Genomic DNA, 21,018 nt, shown 5'->3' with positions numbered 1-21,018 from the left:
TTCCTGTAGGAATCACAGCAAACAATACCCTGTTTCATGTCTGAGTCGGGTTGTGAATTGCTTTCAAATTGGTACTTTCCTGTAGGAATCACAGCCTGGCAAAATGCTAACATAGGCAAAGTAACGTTGTGAATTGCTTTCAAATTGGTACTTTCCTGTAGGAATCACAGCACCAAGAAGCCTAAAAGAGCTAGAAGGCCTGTTGTGAATTGCTTTCAAATTGGTACTTTCCTGTAGGAATCACAGCAAACGATCGCAAAGCTAAACCGAGCCATGAGTTGTGAATTGCTTTCAAATTGGTACTTTCCTGTAGGAATCACAGCAGTAAGCAGTATTTTGAGCGATACACAAGAGTTGTGAATTGCTTTCAAATTGGTACTTTCCTGTAGGAATCACAGCGAGAGAAGCAATCTGAAAAGACCCCTAAACGTTGTGAATTGCTTTCAAATTGGTACTTTCCTGTAGGAATCACAGCCATTTGATTGTTTAGTAATTATGTCCAAAAGTTGTGAATTGCTTTCAAATTGGTACTTTCCTGTAGGAATCACAGCACACTATCTCAAATAACATTGACAGATACGGTTGTGAATTGCTTTCAAATTGGTACTTTCCTGTAGGAATCACAGCCAAATTCCGGTACATCGAATACCAGAGAGTGTTGTGAATTGCTTTCAAATTGGTACTTTCCTGTAGGAATCACAGCAACACCTGGTTCAAGTCTTCAGACTTGGACGTTGTGAATTGCTTTCAAATTGGTACTTTCCTGTAGGAATCACAGCCTCGAAGACGAGATCACCGAGGACAGCGAGTTGTGAATTGCTTTCAAATTGGTACTTTCCTGTAGGAATCACAGCACCGCTTCGGCCATCTGATGGCAAAATCCGGTTGTGAATTGCTTTCAAATTGGTACTTTCCTGTAGGAATCACAGCAAAGTTAGTATAAACTTCTATGCTTACGAAGTTGTGAATTGCTTTCAAATTGGTACTTTCCTGTAGGAATCACAGCAGAAGCGGGCGTAGAAGCTTTGCACAGCTTGTTGTGAATTGCTTTCAAATTGGTACTTTCCTGTAGGAATCACAGCTCGCTTTCGCGGCGACGGCACAAAGCAAGCGTTGTGAATTGCTTTCAAATTGGTACTTTCCTGTAGGAATCACAGCAGTGAGTGGGGAATTCTTTGAAGATGACGTTGTGAATTGCTTTCAAATTGGTACTTTCCTGTAGGAATCACAGCAAAGATGTAGACAATCAGGTGATCCTGGAGTTGTGAATTGCTTTCAAATTGGTACTTTCCTGTAGGAATCACAGCAGGCCGACATGGGCGTGCGCGGCCATGGGGGTTGTGAATTGCTTTCAAATTGGTACTTTCCTGTAGGAATCACAGCCATCCACTCCGGAGATATCATCTTCCAGAGGTTGTGAATTGCTTTCAAATTGGTACTTTCCTGTAGGAATCACAGCAAAGTGGACTGGAGATCACTCAAGTGGCTAGTTGTGAATTGCTTTCAAATTGGTACTTTCCTGTAGGAATCACAGCCATTCCCTAGGTTATTTGCCACATTGGAAAGTTGTGAATTGCTTTCAAATTGGTACTTTCCTGTAGGAATCACAGCAGAATCAGAAGAGGCAAAGAAAAGCGAAGAGTTGTGAATTGCTTTCAAATTGGTACTTTCCTGTAGGAATCACAGCTATACCAAAACCAGATACTTCCTACCAAGAGTTGTGAATTGCTTTCAAATTGGTACTTTCCTGTAGGAATCACAGCCCCGCTGGGTGATCTGCCTCGGATCCAGTCGTTGTGAATTGCTTTCAAATTGGTACTTTCCTGTAGGAATCACAGCGCCTCAGCTTCTTTTTCTTCCTTGGATTTCGTTGTGAATTGCTTTCAAATTGGTACTTTCCTGTAGGAATCACAGCACGATGACCTCGCCGTAGTCGCGCCAGGCGGTTGTGAATTGCTTTCAAATTGGTACTTTCCTGTAGGAATCACAGCATACCCCACGCTAAGTGGCTGGTATGCTGTTTTTTATGTGCTATTTTAGGATTAAAAAATTTATTGGAACTGAAGAGTATACAGTGGAAATAGGTAGGTTTTATCTTTTCCAAAGTTTAGAACTTTGGAAAAGCTTCAATTTAAAATAACTCTAATTGCTGAGTAGGTGGTTCTGTCTCTTGCTTACTTGTCCCAAAAAACACCTCCATCATCCCAAACTGCTTATCCGTAATTGACATGATTCCTACTTTCCCCTTGGGAGGTAGGTTTTTCTTAGTTCGCTTGATATGCACATCGGCATTTTCCCTACTGGCACAGAAGCGCATATAAATCGAAAACTGAAACATGGCAAAACCATCGTCCAACAACTTTTTCCGGAAAGAAGTAGCAACTTTCCTATCCTTACGGGTTTCCGTAGGCAAATCAAAAAAAACTAAAACCCACAAACTCCTATACTGATTAAGTCTTGAAAAATATTTTTCATCCATATTCAGGGTAAATAATTTTTCGACTGATTCCAGCAAAACACTCAAACAAAGAGGAAGTCGTTCTTGAAGCAGCCACCATCAGCGGACTTTTTTGCCCATCGATTCGCACATCCAATGCGGGGATACTCAGCAATTCCTTTTTGATGGAAGTGGTCAATTCTGAAATATCATCTTCCGTCTCTACCAAATGGCTAACCACTAAATCCACGTAGGGCCGATATGGCTCCATGATATCATCTGCTAAGCAGTAAGCATTGTATTTATTCCGGTGCCAAATTCCCAAACCCGGAAACATGCCTGAAGAAACCAATGCACGGGCAATCACAGCCCTTAAGATTGCATATCCATAGTTGAGCAGATTATTGGGAGGAATTCCTGCCTGTGCTCGATTAAAATCAGGGATATCAAATAAGTTTTGCCAATAAATGGCAGCAGCTTGGGCTTCATGATTCCCGCTGTCACCAGAGCTTACATTCTTGGCTAAATAATAAAGACGCGGTGAATCTTTTCCTTTTTCTTTGAGATGTGCTGCTTGGTTTTGGATTTTAGCTGTGACTGTCTGTTGCCAGAGGTTTTTCTTGAGAGGCTGAGAAGCTTGGATTTGGAAGCGAATCCGTTCGGTTTGTTCGGAATGACCGTGCATTGGAAGAAGTAGGCCTTCCGGAAGGTGTTGACTATTACACGTGATAATGGCCACTTTTTTCTCTGTGAGCTTGGCAATCAGGCCATGGGTTATGGTGACTTGCTGGTTCTCCAACACTATCATTCCCAGGTCTTCGATAGGAACCATACGGGCTTCCTTTTCGGTTTCAGGAAATGAAATATGTAATTGTTCGTTTTTGGTACTGAGATAGGCGGGATTTCCGAAAAATAGAGTTCTTTTGATCATGTTTATAAGGTTTACGGAGAGTTAACTTTTCTAAATTTTTAGAACTTTAGAAAAGTTTTCCGATCTACTATTCCAAACTTTTATTCATCAACCATTCATTTTTCACTTCCATCATATTCCGCACATGACCCCAACCATCAAAGAAATTAGTGAAATAATCTCTTTCTAAATTTGAAGGCTTATTGAGATCTTGGTATGCATGCCAACTTGACCACTTCCAATCCTGATGAACTTTGACAAAGCCATGCTTCACTGGGTTGAGGTGGATATAAAGGAAAGTCTCTTGCCATTGGCGCTCGTCGAGAATGGGGGTTCTTTTAAAGTTCTTAATAAATAAACTTCCTCTTCTGCTATATACTTTATTAAAAGACTGAGTGTAAGAACTAAAGAAGTTAGCAAATTGCTTAGAGATTAACTTTTCCAAAGTTTCGAACTTTGGAAAAGTTGACTTCAATTCGTCCTCCAGCTTCACGCCAACTAGTAAATGAAAATGGTTAGGCATCAAACAATAAGCATAAGTATCTACCACTCCACCCAAATACTTTGCGTATTGCTTTAAAAAGAATCTATAATTTTCCTCATCTTGAAAGATTTGCTCTATTCCATTGGCGTGATTGTAGATATGGTAGGATTGACCTGGTTCCATCGGTTAAGTTTTTTTGACTAGCATATTAAAGCTCTTCCAAAGTTTTAGCTCTTTGGAAGAGCTGAAGAAAGCACCGATCATTCCCTTCTTCTCGGAAGATTTTCTCCATGTAGTTAGAGTGGTTGCAAATATTATAGGCTTTTCCTAATTCCATTTTTTAATACTCTCCAACCTGAATGATTTTCCCTAAATGGTTTAAACGAACTTTAACAATATTTTTAAGCTTTTCTGGTGATCTTAGTCTAAGATAAGCTACAGAGTCTAATTCGCTTGAATCATTTAAAACTGTTTCAAGGTGATGTCTAAATGTATAATCCTTTGTTCCTATTTTTTGTACCCTAAATAAATTTGGACTAATTAAATGGTAGTTTCTTTCATCCAATAAGTCTATATCAGCAGGATCAAAACCATAAGAATCAAAAATGAAATATTCATTCTGCTTTAACGTAAATAAAAACTTCCAACCCAGAGAGTGATTTTTATTGATTATTGGTAAGCCTTGGTTCTTTCTAATAACAGCTTCAAAAAACGAAACAACCTCCTCTTGAAGATTTCCCTTTTCATCCTCGTAAATAGCAACATGATGGTTATTCCCCGTACTGACAAAATCAACTGGTATTTCATTTCCTTCCTGATCTAAAATTGGTTCAGCGAAATGATCTTTCTTCACATGAAGTGATTCTACGGTGCTGACACCATGGATTTTGACTCTTTTTATTGATATACCTTTCTCTTTGTTGAGCCAAATAGGATTTTCGTCAAGATTTGAAAAAGCGAGTTTTGAATCACCATTATATTGATCCAACCTTTCTTTCAAAATTAACTTTACTCCTGAATCAACAATTTTTTCTATTGATTTATAGTCTGGAACTATTTGCTTTGAATTAGGACTTACTCCTACAATTTCTTTCCTTATGGTGTAATTTTCTTCAAGAGTTACGGTTTTTACCTTTTCCCCTAGCTTAATATTTCTTTCTAAGTCCAAATAAATTGGCATTTTGCTTAAAGCATTTTTTCCGGTGAAAGCCTTTTTAGGATCATTACCATTTTCAGCTAACCTTTTTAAAAGGGCTTCCCTTTCTTCTTTCTTGGCAACAGTATTAATTTTCTGAACATCAAAAGAAGCACCGATTTTCTCAAACTTTGTACTGTAGTGAAAGGACTTCCCGTAAACTGTTTCCTTATGAAGCTGACCTCTTGGTGTTAATGCAATCTGTTCATTGAAACCTGCTTTCTTCTTCGTTTTATTCTTGTTAATTGTAACAACTTTATTTTTTGCTTTGTAAGAAACCAAAATCCTTGAAAGGTGCTTTTTAGCCTCTGTTCTGATATTTTCTATGGGAGGAATAAAACAAAGTTTTCCATTTTCTCTCTTAAGATACTTTTGTTCTATTGCGAAAATCTCTGAGCCTTTTTTATCATCTATGGCTTTAGCATTTAAATTATTGAGATATTGAATGTAAGCTGGTTTTGTTAAGGCAACCGTAAGTGCATCCATGGCATGGTGGCGGTGATCATTCCTTTTACTCCAATCTTTGATTTTATTTAACCTTTCACCATGTTTCCCTTCAATTGTGTAGGTCAAACCTAACTTATCATATTTCTCCCAATTCAGCTCTTTCATGATCTCTACTAGCCCCCAATCTTCCCGTAGCTTATCTGTAATAGTTCCTGTAGTAACTGTTACTCTCCTTGTAATCTCAAAGAGTATTTCCTTCGCTTTTTTGCTGATATAGCGGGTTTCTTGAAGCTGTCGAGCAATAAAATCCTCAGGGATTTTATCATTTGCCATTAGGAGTTTTTGAATTTTGGCCTTACTTAATTTTCCATAAAAAGATTTTACTCGAGACTGATATTGCTCAAATTCATCAGCTGATAGTTTGTTTTGAAGAAAACTAAATGCCGTAATATTTGCTTTGTCAACGTTAAGTTGTCTTTCACAAATAGTCTTGTTCGAGTAGGAATCATCAAACAACCTTGCTTTGGGGATAATATGCTCGATATCATATTCCTTTGAAAAAAGTTTACTGGCCTCAATCGGCTTGCCCGTATAAAGAGATATCCCATCTGTTTCAAGCCAAAGTTTGTAACGCAACAAATCGTTTTTAGTGACTCTTTTTAGTCCAAATTCCTTTTTGAGTATTTCTTTATATTTTTCATGATCTCTTGTTGCTGAAGCAATATTGGAAGTCATATTCTTCCTTTGCTCAGCATTTGCTTTCAGCTCACGAGCCATCTCAACTCTAATTTCATCAGGTCTACCTAGCTCTAAATCCTTTAAAATCGCATTTACTACATTAATCATCTGATTAAGGATCTTCTCTACGACAGGATTTCTTAAAGAATTCTTTTTTAATAATTCCAACTCTGCTCTCAACTCCCTCTTTTCATTTTCATCTTTTGTAAATGAAGAAGAATGATTATATCCTGCATAGGTACAAGCTTTGTCGTAGATAAGCCCAGACTGAAGATGTGGCAATATTTTTTTAATTGCCCTACTACTTAAGGAAGCGTGATCATCTTGCAGGCTGATACTTGCCAATATTTTTGCATGCTCAGGTTTGAAACCAAATTTTCTAATTAAATTTTGCTTTAATTTCTGATCATCTTCTGAGCTATACAACAAGTGCCAAAATTGCACATAGGGTTGTTTTTCATATTCTGCGCCTTCAATTTCATTATTCACTTGAAGCAATCCGGGCTCAAGACCAATTCTCAAAAAAGCTTCAGAAAACTGGTCGAGAATATCATCAGATTTCATGTTGCCGAAATCTAACGGCTCTCCATCTTCTAGCTCTATAATTTTTGTAAACGCCTCAAAAAAAGCATGGTTGGTACGGTTACCTTCTATTTTTGTGAAATTGAGTTCCCATTCACTAGGCTTTAAACCTAAAATATTCAAGGCTTCTTTTACACTTAAATCCCTCTTGAATGCCAATTCATTGGCCAAAGCAATTTTACCCTCTAAAGCGAGTTCAAATTTTTCATTTAAATTTTCCTTCTTAATTAAATGGAGATTGTTAAGGTTTTGCCATATCCTAAATTCTTGAAAAATTGGATGTGATTTTGGGACAACCTTATGGTGATCTTCAAATTCACAGTTACTAATCAAGTGCTTTTGAGACTTAAGTCGGCGCTGAAAGAAAATAGTGACATCCCTAATCTCTTTTTTAATATCATCATTTAATTGAGGGTGATATTCTGATTGTACACTCCAAATTTTTTCGAACTCATCCAAATAATCTTGTCTATAAAAAACCTGACCTTTTAATCTTGTATGGGGATTTCTTTGAACTTGCTGATAAAGGTATTGTCCAACGGTTAGGTTTTTGAAGTATAACTCCTTACTCCTATCACTGATAGCGCCCAAGTAGCCGCTGGAATTGGATATCTGATTATTAATTTGAGAAAGAATTAAAGCGATTTCTGAAAGATCAATTTGAGAGCTTACTGCTTCGGCTCTCCATTTATACTCTTGAAATCTTCTTTCTTCTCTCTTACCTTTATTTTCGGCCAATTGAACTCCCTTTTTATTAAAAAAATGCTTTGTGGGAGTACTTGGCTTCCCCATCCAATCTTCAATAAAAGATGGGTTCAAAATTTCAGGATAAAATGCTGATTGGGAACTCACAATTTTCCTGAATTCTTCCTGAAGGTCAGATCTGTAAAAATCAGGGACATTCTTTCTCCCTTTTTTCAAAGCTTCATATACCCATTGTCCAGGAGTTAGATCATTTTCATATAATTCCTTAGCTATTCCCATACTATCAATAGCTGAACCTTCATCTTCCTCAGACTTTGCTTTTCTGCTACTTTTATAGCCTCTTTTTTTATTGATTTGTAATAGGACTTTCACTAAGTCTTCTATTTCAATTTTTTCTTTCGCTGCTTTATCTCTTAGCTTCAAGGTTGAAAAAGTAGAGGATGGGCCATCCTCAGCATAGTTGAAGTTTGAGGGAATTAAATTCTTTTCTTTGAAGATTATAAGAAGTGCATTTCTCCTTTGTTTGAATCGTTGCAAATTTCTTCTAGCTCCTCTTTTAAGAGTCCTATCAGCATTAATTGAAATGGTGTTTCCTTTTGCAAAATCATTTTCCTCATCGGAGCTAAGAGGTACTATCCTGACACCCATTTCTACGATTTCACTTCCTGCAACTCCTTTTTCAGGTTCTTTAATGAATGCCCAACCGATTGATGTCGTCCCCAAATCCAATCCTAAAATTTTTTTCATCTTTATTGTAAAAGTTTATAGTTAAAAACTTATCTTAGTATCACCAATTTGAAGCAATTCACAATAAGGATTATTCCGTTGTGAAAACATTTAAAAGGGCCTCAGTTAATTTATTTAGCTGGGGTCGTTTTTTTTCAAATTAGTTGGCTCCTAAAAATAGTTGTTTTAATAAAACTAAAAAATACCCTGAACAGGGTATTTTTCAAATATTAGTTTTATTAAAACACTGACTTTCGAGTTTCCTTTTTCTAGGAAAAATTATTGGTTAAAATTGATCAAAATTAGCCCCTCCCCCTTTTACTCTCCATGAATTTCTCTCTATCCTCTATGGTGAAATAATCAATTGTAAAATAAAAAAACGCGACCCCTTCCGGAATCGCGCTTTTTCATATTTCAAACTTCACAATTCTAACTTATCTAAACTTTCCTTTCAGCATGGCCAACTTTTCTGCCATCGTGCCTTGGGGCTCTTCTTTTTTCACTGGTTTTGAACTCCTTTCCATTTTCTTACCTCGCTCTGCAAATGGATCGGATTTCATACTCAACCCAATTCGCTTTCGAGGGATATCTACTTCCAAAACTGTCACCTCCACCTTTTGATTGACATGCACAATCTCATTGGGATCCTTTACAAAGCGGTCTGCCAGATGGCTTAAGTGAACAAGGCCATCTTGATGAACTCCTACATCTACAAAAGCTCCAAAGGCAGTAATATTCGTGACCACACCCGGTAATTTCATTCCTACCCGGAGATCTTCCATGCTATTTACTCCTTCTTCAAACTGAAAGACTTCAAAGCTCTCCCGTGGATCTCTACCGGGCTTGGCTAATTCAGCTAAAATATCCTGCAAAGTCGGTAAACCAACTTGTTCAGAAACGTAATTCTTCAAATTGATCCGATTGCGCAAGTCCTCTGACTTTACCAGATCATCGATGGAAGCTCCCAGATCTTTCGCCATGCTTTCCACCAAAGCATATCGCTCAGGGTGCACTGCCGAAGCATCCAAAGGATTCTTTGCCTGTGAAATCCGCAAGAAACCAGCTGCCTGTTCGAAAGCCTTTTCACCTAAGCGAGGAACCTTTAGCAACTGACTTCTGGACTTGAATGGACCATTTTGATTTCGGAATTCAATAATATTTTGAGCTAGTACAGGACCTAGACCAGAAACATAAGTCAGCAGTTGTTTGGATGCCGTATTGACCTCCACTCCCACTCCGTTTACTGCAGACATCACCGTATCATCCAGTGCATTTTTCAAAGCATTTTGATCCACATCGTGTTGGTACTGTCCCACTCCTATGGACTTTGGGTCGATTTTAACCAATTCAGCCAAAGGGTCCATCAATCTTCGGCCAATAGAAACTGCACCTCTAACAGTCAAATCTAAGTCCGGAAACTCCTCTCTTGCTACTTCTGATGCAGAATAGATGGATGCTCCTGCTTCATTGACCATTGTAACTACGACTGACTTGGGCAGTCCTAAAGATTTAACAAATGCTTCTGTTTCACGACCGGCTGTTCCATTACCAATGGCAATGGCCTGAATAGAAAACTTATCCACTAAGCCCTTGACGGTCATACCCGCTTCCGATGTTCTCTTTTGAGGCTCATGAGGAAAAATACTTTCATAATGTAAAAATTGACCTTGTGGGCCCAAGCACACCAATTTACAACCAGTACGGAAACCAGGATCTATTGCCATCACAGATTTTTCACCCAAAGGAGCTCCCAAAAGCAACTGCTTTAAATTCTCCGCAAAAACCCGAATGGCTTCCTCATCTGCTTTCTTTTTGGTCAGAAGGCGAACTTCTGTTTCCATACTCGGCTTGAGCAAGCGCTTATAACAATCCTTGATCGCCAGTTTCACCTGTTCTACGGATTCATTGCTTTTTTGGGAATCAATCACTACTCTTTCTATCAATGCCAAGGCATCTTGTTCTACCGGACAGGAATCAAGCATTAGAAAAAGCTCTTTTTCCCCTCTACGCATTGCCAAAACCCTATGAGATGGAGCTGTTTTAATAGGTTCTGTCCAGTCGAAATAATCTTTGTATTTAACCGCTTCGGCTTCTTTTCCAGGGATTACTTTGGAAGTGAAATTTCCTTCTTCCAAAAACAGCTTACGCATTTTCTCCCTGAGATCTGCTTTTTCGTTGATCCACTCGGCAATAATATCTCTTGCTCCCTGAAGGGCTTCTTCTACTGATTTGACTTCTTTTTCCTCATTAATATATTGAGAGGCTTCTTCTTCTAGGTCGATTGATTCTTGCTCGAAAATACGCTCTGCCAAAGGCTCCAGACCTTTTTCTCTGGCGATAGTAGCTTTGGTTCTTCTTTTGGGCTTATAAGGAAGATAGATATCCTCCAGTTTAGCCATAGTTTCTGCATTTTCTACAGCCTTTTTGAGTTCCGGGCTAAGCTTTCCTTGTTCCTCGATGGACTTCAGCACCGCCTCTCTACGCTTATCCAAATCCCGTAATTGCTGCAACCTGTCTCTTACCGCTGCTACCTGCACTTCATCCAGGCTTCCTGTTGCTTCTTTTCTATAGCGTGAAATAAAGGGAACTGTACCTCCCTCATCCAGCAAGTCCATGGTGGCTTTCACCTGATGGGATTTGATGTTGAGTTCGGAGGCAATTTTAATCTCGTAATTCATATTTTTGGCTAAGATCTTTCGATTGAACCTGCAAGATAAGGCTGCTTTTCTTTCAAAAAAGTAAAGTCCGTGAGACTTGTCACTAAGCGTCTGAAAGCGTGGGGGTAATTTTGGAAAGGCTGAAATGAGAAGTGTGTAAGCCGAAAGAAATCTGTGTTAATCTGTGGGATAGAAAAGTCAGAGGCAGTCAGCAGAAGTGTCTATTTTCTTTGATGGGGGTAGGTTATTAGTTTTTGAGTTATTAGTTTTTGAGTTATTAGTGCCCCTCGTAATTCGTAATTCGTAAATCAGAAATATTGTCGTCACCGCGAGGAACGAAGCGGTCACATCGAAGCTACAATCGTAAATGACTTATTTCCTCATTAAAGCAACTAGGCAGCTATCAGAAGAGGCATCTATCTTCTTTGATTGTAGTAGGTTATTAATTATTGAGTTATTGAGTTATTAGCGTCCCTCGTAAATCGTAATTCGTAAATCAGAAATATTGTCGTCACCGCGAGGAACGAAGCGGTCTCATCAAAGCTACAACCGTAAATGACTTATTTCCTCATTAAAGCAACCAAGAAGCTATCAGAAGAGGCAACTATCTTATTTGATTGTAGTAGGTTATTAGTTATTGAGTTATTGAGTTATTAGCGTCCCTCGTAAATCGTAATTCGTAAATCAAAAATATTGTCGTCACCGCGAGGAACGAAGCGGTCTCATCAAAGCTACAACCGTAAATGCCTTATTTCCTCATTAAAGCAACCAAGAAGCTATCAGAAGAGGCAACTATCTTATTTAATTGTAGTAGGTTATTAGTTATTGAGTTATTGAGTTATTAGAGTCCCTCGTAAATCGTAATTCGTAAATCAAAAATTCTTAAACATGATCAGAATCCCCTGGATAGATTTGGAAAAACAATTTGAAATAAATAATCCTCCTTACTCTCTGTAGTTATTAAAATGCTCGCTGCGACGCCGCGCCGCCGCGAGATTTTTCCCAACAATAAACTAAGTGGTCATTCCGTAATTCGTAAATCAAAAATCTAAAATATTTTAAACCATGTCGAAATCAACCTTTCTCAAAGAACTTAAATCCTGGGGGCTGATTTTGTCCTTTTTTGCCTTTCTTTATTTCACGGGCTTACTGCCGGTGATTCAAGGTGGAATCCAATCCGCATTACTTTACACAGGCCTAATCACACCCAAAATTGAGCGGGTAGATTTAACAAATCAAAACTTTGATTATCAAGGTAAATTCCTGGATTTTGAAGGAAAGGAAATCAATTTAGCTAAGTACAAAGGCAAAACTCTTTTTATTAATCTTTGGGCCTCTTGGTGTGGCCCTTGCCGTGCTGAAATGCCGCATATCTCCGAACTCTACAAAAAGGTAAAGGATGAACCCAATCTGGAATTTCTTCTGATTGGTTTAGACAATGATTTTGAAAAAAGTAAAGCATTTATTCAAGGTAAAAGTTGGGTTTTCCCTACAGCTCATGCCAGCTATGGTCTCAATAGCAGCTTACAAAGTGAATCCATTCCTACAACCTTGGTAATAAATCCTCAAGGCAAAATCGTATTCTACCAAGAAGGGATGAGTAATTTTAATACCGAGGAATTTCGTGAATTCTTGATTTCCCAGAATAAATAATCAACTATCTGAGTTTCGGAAAATTTATCTATTTTCCGTTATGATTCACCCAACCAATCAGATTGCCATTATTGGCGCTGGTTTTTCAGGCCTAGCAGCCGCACGCATTTTGCATCAAAAGGGAATTTCTTTCCGGTTATTTGAGGCAAGAGAGCGACTGGGTGGAAGAGTTTATACCAAACAAATCCAAGAGGACCTTTACCTGGATTTAGGCGGACAGTGGATAGGCCCTTCCCAAACCCGGATGTACGAGCTCTGCAAGGAATACGGAGTTCCATATTTCGAAACCTACAACCAAGGGCAAAGTATTCTGGATCTTAATGGAAGAATCAAAAGTTACAAAGGAACTATCCCTAAGCTGGATATCATTTCACTTTTGAATCTGGATATGATCGTGCGAAAGCTAGAGCGCATGGCCTCCAAAATAGATTTGGAAAAACCCTGGACCCATCCTAAAGCTCAGGAATTTGACGGACAAACTCTGATGGATTTCTTGAAAAGAAACTCAAAAACTGAGGCTTGTTTGCAAGTGATGAAAGTTGGAATGCAGACCATATTCTCCTGCGAACCCGAGGAGCTTTCTCTGTTGCATGCGCTGTTTTATATCAAATCCGGCACCTCTCTCGATGTCCTGATTTCCATCAAAAACGGAGCTCAGCAGCATAGAATTCATGGAGGAATGCAAACACTTGCCGAAGCGATAGCCAAACCATTTTTTGATCGTATTCAATTTGACTCCCCTGTCCTATCAATCATTCAGGAAAAGGAAAAAATTACCCTAAGCACCTCCAAAGGAGCTCAAGTATTTAGCCATATCATCTTCGCCGTTCCTCCTCCTCTTTTGAAGAAAATTGGAATCAATCCTCCACTTTCTGATCAAAAGCAAAAACTCTTAGAAGGATATGAAATGGGATATATTGGGAAGTGCCAAATGGTATTTGCTAAGCCATTTTGGAGACATAAAAATCTATCCGGCCAAGCCGTTTCGGATTCTGAATTTTACCTACAAACAATATTTGACAGTTCCCCGGCAGATTCCAAATACGGCGTCTTAATGGGTTTTGTCATTGGAAATAAGGCTCGGAAATTCTTCCAAATGGACGAGGATTCGAGAAAACAAGCCGTGAAAAAACAGCTTATCCAATATTTTGGAGAGGAAGCTAATCAGGAAATCAACTATGTGGACCACACCATGAATGAGGAAACATGGTCTGAGGGCTGCTACGCCGGAATTAGAGAAGTCAATTCTTGGACTAAATATCAGAACAGTTATAGCCAAAGCGAGGGAAGATTGCATTTTGCAGGCACAGAAGCAGCTACTCGATGGCATGGATATATAGAAGGTGCCGTGAGAGCAGGAGAAACTGCGGCAGAGAAAATATTACAGGAATTAAACAATGATTAAAAGATTACTCATCAGTCTATTCTTATTGGTGATTTTCGTTTGGTTGATTTGGTCTTCTTCCGGACGTAAAATTCAAGCTCCAATGCCAAAGCCCTACCTGAGCATGGTTCAGGAAATCAATCCCAGCGATTCCTTAGAAAGGAATATCGTAGGAATTCAACCTTTCATGGATGAGCACGATTATTTGCAGCCGGATATTTTTAAAAGAAAAATAGAATTGTATCTACAAATCGCCCGCGATTCAGGTTTTTTAAAAAGTAACACTTTGGTTCTGTATCCTGAGTATATCGGCACTTGGCTGGTTTTGCAAGGAGAAAAGCATGTTTTAGCTGAAAAAAAGACCCTGAATGAGGCTATGAGCACCTTGGTCATGAGCAATATTTTTGATTTCTCTTTGGCTTTTTTCAAGACAAAAGAAAAGGACAAAGCAGCAGCTTCTATTTTCAGGATGAAAGCTAAGGAAATGGCAAAAACCTATTTCGAAACCTTTTCCAGTCTTGCTAAAGATTATCAGGTTTATATTACTGCAGGTTCAATTATTCTACCTCAGCCTGCTGTGATTTCCGGAAAACTCAGCGTGGACCCCAATGGTCCTTTGTATAATGTTTCTTTCCTTTTTGATCCGGAAGGCAATATCATGGGCTCCCCTATTTACAAGAACTTTCCCGTTGAATCCGAACTCCCTTTTTTAAGTTCTGGAGAAAGTAAAGATTTGCCTGTATTTGATCTTCCTATGGGAAAAACATCCGTACTCGTGTGTGCCGATAGTTGGTATGAAGATGCTTATTTAAATACTATTGAAAATAGAGCTGAAATAGTCTTGGTGCCATCCTTCTGTCCTGGAGATAGCACCATGAATAGCCCCTGGAAAGGCTATAGCGGGTCCATCACACCTACAAGCATCAATGAATCTGACATTAATCTTCTGACGGAAGGCGAAGCATGGAAAAAATATGCCTTACCTGGTAAAATCAGCCAGACTTCGGCGTTGGTTGGATTAAATATCTTCCTAAAAGGAGAGCTCTGGGACTTAGGTGCAGATGGGCAACCTCTTGCATATTTGAGAGGAGATACCTTGGAAATACAAGCGGCAGAACAAGCTGGGATCTGGTCCTTGAACTTTTGAGCTTATGTGTGATACACTGGTAGCCCTTGCAAAAGCAACCCAATCTGGAAATCTGATTTTTGGAAAAAACTCGGATAGGGAACCACAAGAGGCTCAGGAAATTCTCTGGGTTCCAGCCAAAAAGCCTACTTCTCAAATCCTTAAATGCACTTATTTAGAGATTCCTCAAGTAAGCGAAACTTATGAATGCATCTTTTCCAAACCCTTCCAAATGTGGGGTGCAGAGATGGGGGTAAATGAGTTCAATGTGTGCATTGGCAATGAAGCTGTATTTACCAATGTCAAATTCGATAAATCTAATCCGGGACTAACAGGGATGGATTTGTTGCGATTGGCATTAGAAAGAAGTAAAAGCGCAGAAGAAGCTAGGGAAATCATTATTTCCCTTCTGCAGCAGTTTGGCCAAAATGCCTGTGGAGGCTATCAAAATAAAGACTTTTACTATCACAACAGCTTCCTAATTGCTGATCTGGATCATGCATTTATACTGGAAACTTCGGGAAAATCCTGGGCATGGAAAAAAGTGGCGTTAACTGCCAGCATTTCCAATATATTGACCATCGAGGAGGATTATGATCAGATTTTCATAGCTGATGAAAGCCAAACCTTTTCCTCTTGGTTTGCTCAAAAATCGGGGTTTAAATCAAGATTTTCTGACATCCTATTTACCTATTTTGGAAAAGGTGATAAAAGAAAAGCTTGTACCGGTAATTTTCTACAAGAAAATCAGGGAGCTATCGATGTACATTCAGTCATTGAAATTTTAAGAACCCATAACTTACCTGATACCAAATTTCTCCCCAAGAAAGCCAATTCTGGGTCGATTTGTATGCACGCAACAGGCTTGACAAATCCGTCAGATACTACTGGAAGTATGGTTGCAGAGCTCAGAAAAGAAGGCTTTTCAAGCATTTGGCTTTCAGGCACACCACACCCCTGTTTAAGTATTTATGTGCCATTTTATCTGGGCACATCCAAAAGCTTTCTGGTAGCTCCAACCTCCAATCCAGACAAGTCCCTATGGTGGAAAGCAAAGGAGCTCCATTCTTTAATCGATCAGGATCGGCAAAGCCTATTTTTCCAAATTAGAGAGGAGTTGAATATTATTCAAAACAGGTGGATTCAACAGGATCAGGAGCTTTCGGCTGCTAAGTCTGATAAGTCAATTCTCAACTCCTTTTCAGAAGACTGCTATATGGAATATCAAGCATGGATAGCCGATAAACTATCCCAGCTTTCTACTTAAACAATAGCTCCTCTAGGATTAAAGAGATGTTTATTCCTTTTTTGATTTTTCTTCTGGGGATAATCCGGTATTTTTCAAGACCTTAACCAAACCCAAAATCCTATGCATATCAGGATCCTATTTCTATTTTTAGGCATTCTAATTTTTGAATCTTCTTGTAAAGCCCAGGAGATTAGGGTTTACAAAGAACCAATTTTTGCTAACGATTGGTCCAAACCCAGTATTCATCCGGACAGAATCATCTTAAATCCCGGTCAAAATCCCAGTTCAGAGATGAACGTAACTTGGAGAACGACTACAGAGATAGAGGTTGCCTACGCAGAAATTGCACCTGCTACGGCAGCTCCGAAGTTTTGGAGAAATGCCCAAACTTACACAGCCAAAACCGAAAACTTGAATGCCAAAGAAGTTCCCATGGCAGAAGTGGAGGCAAATTATCATTCTGTGGAATTTAAGAACCTTCAACCAGGACAACTTTATGGCTATAGAGTTGGAGATGGAGAACATTGGTCCGAATGGTTTCAATTTAAAACAGCCTCTGCTGATCCAAAGGAGCGCTTTTCTTTTTTGTATGTAGGAGATGCACAAAATTATATCCTGGAATTATGGGCTAGGTTGATTCGGGAAGGATATAGAAAGGCACCTGATGCAGATTTTATAATCCATGCAGGAGATCTGATCAATTATGCTCATAGAGAACAGGAATGGCATGAATGGTTTACTGCAGGAGGTTTTATCCATAGTATGCTCCCTTCCCTTTCTGTTCCTGGTAATCATGAATACAATTATCTCAATAACTCCAATCGGGAGGCCGGAAGAGCACTTTCCATTCAGTGGAAGCCTCAGTTTACTTTCCCTATAAACGGTCCTGAAGGTTTGGAGGAAACAGCCTATTTTATTGATTATCCTGATGTCAAATTTATCTTCTTGGACTCTAACAGAGATCATGAAAAGCAGGCTGCATGGCTTCGAAACATATTGAAAGAGAATAAAAAGAAATGGACCATTGTATCTTACCACCATCCACTTTTTTCGGCTTCGTCTGGAAGAGATAATGAGGCATTGAGAGCTATTTGGAAGCCTATTTTCGATGAATTTAAGGTAGACTTGGCATTGCAAGGACATGACCATAGCTATGCTCGAGGGAGAGTAAGTCTTGGTGAGAATGTACTGAATGGAACCAACCTGAGAGACCTAACTGGTACAGTTTACGTGGTGTCAGTCAGTGGAGGCAAAATGTATGGCCTTAACCCAAATGCATGGGAAGGAACTGAGGCAGTGAGAGACCGGGCTGCTGAAAACACCCAGTTGTTTCAGCTAATTAGCATTGAGAATAATAGCCTGAAATTTGAATCCTATACAGCTGTAGGAGAACTCTATGATGCTTTTGAATTGGCGAAAAATGAGGATGGAAGCAATACCTTTTTGGAATTGAAAACTGATTTGGGGCCTGAGTATAGATTTGAAAACACTATTCCCTATGAGGATCAGTTGCCTTCTGAAATTGAGTCTAAAATCTTGAAAAAATATTCTGGCTATGAAATTAGGAGGGTGATTTTCAAAGAAGTAGAAGGTCAAACAAGAATTGAACTTCGAATTCAAAAAGGGGAAATTCAGAAAATCCTATTGCTGGATAGCAAAGGAAAAGTCCTCAGCGAAAACTAATCAGAGGTTGGAACAGGACAAAAATCCATTTTTTCAGTTTATCTTGATGAATGATCCTTTAAAAGAATGGATAAGAGAAGAATTACCTTGAAAGATATTGCCCGTGAGTTGGGTATATCTGTTTCTACTGCCTCTAGAGCGCTAAACTCCTATTCTGGGATTTCTGAAGAGACGATTAAATTGGTAAAGGATTATGCTGAAAAGCATAATTATGTTCCAAATAGCATAGCAGTCAATTTCCGAAGAAATAGAACCATGACTTTGGGAATGATCGTACCGGAAGTCGTACACCCATTCTTTTCATCTATTATCAGCGGAGCAATTGCAGCTGCCAATCAACATGGGTACAGGATACTTTTAGGCCAAACCGACGAAAAACTACCGAACGAGAAATTAGCTTGTAGGAGTATGCTTTCAGGAAGTGTGGATGGTTTGTTAATTTCAGTTAGTAATGAAACCAAAGACTTTGAGCATTTGCAGGAATTCATAGATGAAGGTAAACCTGTCATCCAGTTTGATAAGTTTCTGGAAAACTTCCATACACCCAAGGTAATTACGGATGATTATGAAAGTGCCTATGAAGCCGTCAACCATCTCATCAAGAAAGGATATCGAAGAATTGCACACATCAATGGACTCCTTGAGGTAAAGAACTCGATGGATCGCTTAAAAGGATATAAAAAAGCCTTGGAAGATGCCGGTTTGGAATTTAGAGAAGAATGGGTTCCGCATTGCAAAAATATCAGCGAGGAAGAAGGCTACCAGTTTGCTCAAGAACTACTCAACTTACCTCAGCCACCGGATGCCTTTTTTTGTATCACCGACTTGGTGGCATTAGGCGTAATGAATTATCTCAAGTCCCAAGGAATTCAAGTGCCCAAACAAATTGGTGTGATGGGCTTTTCTAACTGGAAAATAGCAGAAGTAATGTCCCCAGGACTAAGTACAGTAGAACAGCACGGCCATCAAATGGGAATGAAAGCTGTAAATCTTTTGGTTCAGCTCCTGAAAGATCAAAGCCTTGGATCCAATGAGACTTACAAAATTGACTCAGATTTAATTATTCGAGAGTCAACTCTAATTTGAGGCTTTACTAGCTTTCAATTACTTCCAAAATCCGAAATCCGAATGGTTCCAATATCAGGTATTCATCATCTCTCCCCACTTCCAATTCCTGACCTGTCCAATGATCTTTAAACTTCTTTGGGATTACTCCCTGCTCCTTAAAGGCATACCAAGTCAGATAAGCGGCCTCATTCTTAAAATTGAAAACACAGTAAACTTTTTGATCCTCCAAGCTTCTCAAATAAGCAGCAACATGAATATTATGCGGGTACAACCATGTGATATTCTTGTAGTCGCCTATGGCTGGAAGTGTTTTCCGGATTTGAAGTAATTTCTGAGTTCCTGTAAAAACCCTGTTTTCAATACTTCCCTCCTCATTTCTGTTTTCAGCTTTTACCCAATCAATAATTGGTCTATGCATCCAACGGTTGTCATAGCTTTTTGCAGGATCTTTTTCATAGCTATAATCATTAGTATAGCCCAATTCGTCTCCATAGTATAACATAGGTAATCCACCGAGGAAAACAGAATGAGCCTGCATCATCAGAATCTTTTGGATGGCAGAGGCAACTTGGGCATCATCTTTTTCCCAGATAGCCTTTTCCAATCCGCAAAGCGATGCAAGTGTACCTGAAATCCTGGCATCCCCTGTTTTTGGATTGGATGAAAATAAAGCTCCTCTCGCAGGACTATCTGGAAATTTCCCTGAGAAATAATCTTTCAGAAATGTTCTATGTTGGTAAGGATCTTTTCCAGCCTGGGCAATCATATAATCATCATAGCCCAAACCTATATCATCGTGACATCGAGTATAGCTTATCCAGCTTGTTCCGAAAGGCTTTTGCTGAATAATGGATTGAGCGTTCAACATCACCTGAGTTTCTCCTGTGGCCAGCATATCCCATTGCAAAGCCATTTGAGTAGCATTATATGCAAAATCACACTCCTTGCCGGCATTTTCACCTGTCCCAAAATATTCCATGATTTTAGCCGGAGCCACAATTGCTTCTCCAAGCAAGGCCATTCCGGGACTTGCTATCTGTACTGCTTGTTTGATCAATCTCAAAATAGCATGAGCTTGAGGCAAATTTTGACAAGTTGTACCAGTTTCTTTCCAGATAAAAGCAGGGGCATCTATCCTCAATAGATCTACACCAAGATTGGCATAAAAAAAGATCGTATCAAGCATTTCCCTTAATACATGTGGATTCCGATAATTTAAATCCCATTGGTAATTATGGAAAACGGTCATCACCCATTTTTGGCAGTCCTCGGACCAAGTGAAATTGCCTGGTGAGCTTTCCGGAAAAATCTCAGGCATGGCAAGCTCATACTCATTGGGAATCCATCGATTCTCGTACATATAAAAGTAATCCTGATAAAATTTATCCCCGGCTTTTGCCTTCTCTGCCCATTCATGCCTATGAGAAGTATGATTCAATACGATATCCAACATCAGATGCATACCGTTTTTATGCATTTTTTTTCGAAGTGAAAGAAGTTCTTCCAGGGTTCCAAATCGCTCATCCACCTTCCTGAAATCAGAAACTGCATAGCCCCCGTCGCTTTCTCCAGGAGGGCTTTGAAAAAGAGGCATGAGATGGAGGAAATTAACTCCCAGCTGATCGAAGTAGCTTAACTTTTTTTCCATTTTAGAAATGGAACCACAAAACCTATCCACGTACAAACTCATGGCCGCCAAGTCATTGCTCAAAAACCAATGACCTTGCTTCAATTTATCCAAATCCCTTTTTCTAAGATCTTGATCTCGATTTATATAAGCTGAGACCACAGTTTTTAAAAGATCTGAAAAGAAAGCCTGAATAGACTCATTTCTTCCATAAATCTCAAAAAACAGGCTTTTTAACGAGCCTACTCCTTCTTCAAAACGCCGAACAAAATCCTTGTCCTTTTTGACAGCATCTATAGAAAAGTCCTTCAAAATTGAAAGGTCATTACTGGAATTCATCTGTGACA

General features: G+C 39.1%; 12 protein-coding genes and 1 CRISPR repeat array. Of the genes, 6 read left to right on the top strand and 6 right to left on the bottom strand.

From position 1 onward, the window contains the following. Positions 1 to 49: 49 nt before the first annotated feature. Positions 50 to 1,991: direct repeats of the CRISPR family, unit length 46 nt; unit sequence GTTGTGAATTGCTTTCAAATTGGTACTTTCCTGTAGGAATCACAGC. A 140-nt stretch (positions 1,992 to 2,131) separates the two neighbouring features. From cas2 to B2906_RS10185, 5 genes are all read right to left on the bottom strand, one after another. Further along, positions 2,132 to 2,479 (bottom strand): CRISPR-associated endonuclease Cas2, encoded by a 348-nt coding sequence (gene cas2, locus B2906_RS10205; RefSeq protein WP_144603577.1) that lies wholly within the window; start codon positions 2,477 to 2,479, stop codon positions 2,132 to 2,134. After that, complete coding sequence (cas1, locus tag B2906_RS10200) at positions 2,472 to 3,368, bottom strand: type II CRISPR-associated endonuclease Cas1 (protein WP_144603575.1); 897 nt, start codon at positions 3,366 to 3,368, stop codon at positions 2,472 to 2,474. Before cas1 ends, cas2 begins: the two co-directional genes overlap by 8 nt. Positions 3,369 to 3,435: 67 nt before the next feature. After that, the gene (locus B2906_RS10195) at positions 3,436 to 4,014 is read right to left on the bottom strand and encodes a transposase (RefSeq protein WP_286939268.1); all 579 of its coding nucleotides are present in this window, start codon (positions 4,012 to 4,014) and stop codon (positions 3,436 to 3,438) included. 157 nt (positions 4,015 to 4,171) lie between these two features. Beyond that, positions 4,172 to 8,245: a type II CRISPR RNA-guided endonuclease Cas9 gene (cas9, locus tag B2906_RS10190; protein WP_286939261.1), complete on the bottom strand. Its 4,074-nt coding sequence runs from the start codon at positions 8,243 to 8,245 to the stop codon at positions 4,172 to 4,174. 413 nt (positions 8,246 to 8,658) lie between these two features. Then, positions 8,659 to 10,902, bottom strand: a complete 2,244-nt coding sequence (locus B2906_RS10185; protein ID WP_286939239.1) for a Tex family protein — start codon at positions 10,900 to 10,902, stop codon at positions 8,659 to 8,661. A gap of 1,044 nt (positions 10,903 to 11,946) precedes the next feature. Here B2906_RS10185 and B2906_RS10180 point away from each other — a divergent pair. The 6 genes from B2906_RS10180 to B2906_RS10155 all read left to right on the top strand — a co-directional run bounded on the left by B2906_RS10180 (position 11,947) and on the right by B2906_RS10155 (position 19,062). Continuing rightward, positions 11,947 to 12,534: a TlpA family protein disulfide reductase gene (locus B2906_RS10180; RefSeq protein WP_219958522.1), complete on the top strand. Its 588-nt coding sequence runs from the start codon at positions 11,947 to 11,949 to the stop codon at positions 12,532 to 12,534. A 40-nt stretch (positions 12,535 to 12,574) separates the two neighbouring features. After that, entirely contained in the window at positions 12,575 to 13,939 is a 1,365-nt protein-coding gene (locus B2906_RS10175; protein WP_286939236.1) for a flavin monoamine oxidase family protein, read from the top strand. Continuing rightward, on the top strand, positions 13,932 to 15,065 hold the full coding sequence (locus B2906_RS10170; RefSeq protein ID WP_219958520.1) for a nitrilase-related carbon-nitrogen hydrolase: 1,134 nt from the start codon (positions 13,932 to 13,934) through the stop codon (positions 15,063 to 15,065). The genes B2906_RS10175 and B2906_RS10170 overlap by 8 nt, the downstream gene beginning before the upstream one ends. Before the next feature lie 4 nt (positions 15,066 to 15,069). Further along, positions 15,070 to 16,311, top strand: coding sequence for a peptidase U34 (locus B2906_RS10165; protein WP_286939234.1), 1,242 nt, complete (start codon positions 15,070 to 15,072; stop codon positions 16,309 to 16,311). Positions 16,312 to 16,413: 102 nt separating this feature from the next. Further along, positions 16,414 to 17,976, top strand: coding sequence for a purple acid phosphatase family protein (locus B2906_RS10160; protein ID WP_219958518.1), 1,563 nt, complete (start codon positions 16,414 to 16,416; stop codon positions 17,974 to 17,976). Between the two features lie 66 nt (positions 17,977 to 18,042). Then, the gene (locus tag B2906_RS10155) at positions 18,043 to 19,062 is read left to right on the top strand and encodes a LacI family DNA-binding transcriptional regulator (RefSeq protein ID WP_219958517.1); all 1,020 of its coding nucleotides are present in this window, start codon (positions 18,043 to 18,045) and stop codon (positions 19,060 to 19,062) included. Positions 19,063 to 19,069: 7 nt separating this feature from the next. Here the strand turns inward: B2906_RS10155 and B2906_RS10150 are convergent, their stop codons facing one another. Then, positions 19,070 to 21,010 (bottom strand): alpha-amylase family glycosyl hydrolase, encoded by a 1,941-nt coding sequence (locus tag B2906_RS10150; protein ID WP_219958516.1) that lies wholly within the window; start codon positions 21,008 to 21,010, stop codon positions 19,070 to 19,072. Positions 21,011 to 21,018 lie beyond the last annotated feature (8 nt).

This window comes from Algoriphagus sp. UBA3586 (assembly GCF_002376385.1).
Taxonomy (GTDB): domain Bacteria; phylum Bacteroidota; class Bacteroidia; order Cytophagales; family Cyclobacteriaceae; genus Algoriphagus; species Algoriphagus ornithinivorans.
Note: the sequence above shows the minus strand (reverse complement) of the source record. Positions and strands in the feature narration are given on the sequence as shown.

Bases quoted from the DNA above. Each gene is read 5' to 3' on its own strand.
- cas2 (WP_144603577.1), bottom strand. From the start codon at position 2,479: ATGGATGAAAAATATTTTTCAAGACTTAATCAGTATAGGAGTTTGTGG.
- cas1 (WP_144603575.1), bottom strand. From the start codon at position 3,368: ATGATCAAAAGAACTCTATTTTTCGGAAATCCCGCCTATCTCAGTACC.
- B2906_RS10195 (WP_286939268.1), bottom strand. From the start codon at position 4,014: ATGGAACCAGGTCAATCCTACCATATCTACAATCACGCCAATGGAATA.
- cas9 (WP_286939261.1), bottom strand. From the start codon at position 8,245: ATGAAAAAAATTTTAGGATTGGATTTGGGGACGACATCAATCGGTTGG.
- B2906_RS10185 (WP_286939239.1), bottom strand. From the start codon at position 10,902: ATGAATTACGAGATTAAAATTGCCTCCGAACTCAACATCAAATCCCAT.
- B2906_RS10180 (WP_219958522.1), top strand. From the start codon at position 11,947: ATGTCGAAATCAACCTTTCTCAAAGAACTTAAATCCTGGGGGCTGATT.
- B2906_RS10175 (WP_286939236.1), top strand. From the start codon at position 12,575: ATGATTCACCCAACCAATCAGATTGCCATTATTGGCGCTGGTTTTTCA.
- B2906_RS10170 (WP_219958520.1), top strand. From the start codon at position 13,932: ATGATTAAAAGATTACTCATCAGTCTATTCTTATTGGTGATTTTCGTT.
- B2906_RS10165 (WP_286939234.1), top strand. From the start codon at position 15,070: ATGTGTGATACACTGGTAGCCCTTGCAAAAGCAACCCAATCTGGAAAT.
- B2906_RS10160 (WP_219958518.1), top strand. From the start codon at position 16,414: ATGCATATCAGGATCCTATTTCTATTTTTAGGCATTCTAATTTTTGAA.
- B2906_RS10155 (WP_219958517.1), top strand. From the start codon at position 18,043: ATGGATAAGAGAAGAATTACCTTGAAAGATATTGCCCGTGAGTTGGGT.
- B2906_RS10150 (WP_219958516.1), bottom strand. From the start codon at position 21,010: ATGAATTCCAGTAATGACCTTTCAATTTTGAAGGACTTTTCTATAGAT.